Origin of the sequence: Pseudomonas defluvii (genome assembly GCF_001695625.1) — a bacterium.
In the GTDB taxonomy this organism is placed as follows: domain Bacteria; phylum Pseudomonadota; class Gammaproteobacteria; order Pseudomonadales; family Pseudomonadaceae; genus Aquipseudomonas; species Aquipseudomonas defluvii.
Genome location: NZ_MBPN01000309.1, coordinates 1 through 711 on the forward strand (window position 1 = coordinate 1; position 711 = coordinate 711).

Sequence of the window (711 nt, forward strand, 5' to 3'; positions counted from 1 at the left end):
ACGCAAATAGGCTCAATCGTCACCAGCTTGCGTAAAGGTGATGTGTTTGATGTGTTGCACGGGATATTTTTCATCACCGTCTTTGGAACCTGGTTGGCAGAAAAAGCACAGAACCTGAAATTGTCTGCACCACCGGACCTGCCTTACCCCGAAATCAGCGAATGGTCAAAACCCTTGCCACCCGAACAGTGGGCCAAGCGCTCACCTGAACTGGAAGCGGCCATTGCTGAGCGTGAGGCGGAGCTGGCGGCGAAGTTGGCATCTGCGTCGAGCCGGGAACGGCATGAGTAGACCGGCAGCCGGTACAACCCAAAAGCGCCTGTTCTCACAGCGTGACTACCTGGCGCCTCTGCCGATCCCGACCGGTGAACAGCCGGCGGATGTACTCAACACCATCTGGCGCAAGAATGATGTGTATCTCGATATTGGGAGCTACAGCATTGGATCAGGGGTGATGGTCATATGGCCCCTTGCGATGATGTTTCTGATTATGGGGTATTACTCTTGGGATGATGACCTCTGGTACATCTTCGCTATCGGGGCAGGACTCATCGTTGGTGTTCCATCATTTATTTTGATCCAAAGCCTATTCCGCCCAGTCCCCTTGCCCTTGCGCTTCAACCGCCAACGCCGAGAAGTCTGCGTCCCTCGCGAAGACGGCGAGTACTGGATTGTGCCGTGGGAATCGGTGACCGCAGCAGCCGTCCAGCA

The 711-nt window shown here is 55.3% G+C and carries 2 pseudogenes; both read left to right on the plus strand.

Features of this window, described 5'->3' with window-relative positions:
* Nucleotides 1-291: pseudogene (locus tag EKA13_RS27485) on the plus strand (hypothetical protein); the annotation flags it as partial.
* Nucleotides 284-711 (plus strand): annotated as a pseudogene (locus tag EKA13_RS27490) (hypothetical protein); the annotation flags it as partial. The pseudogenes EKA13_RS27485 and EKA13_RS27490, both read left to right, overlap by 8 nt.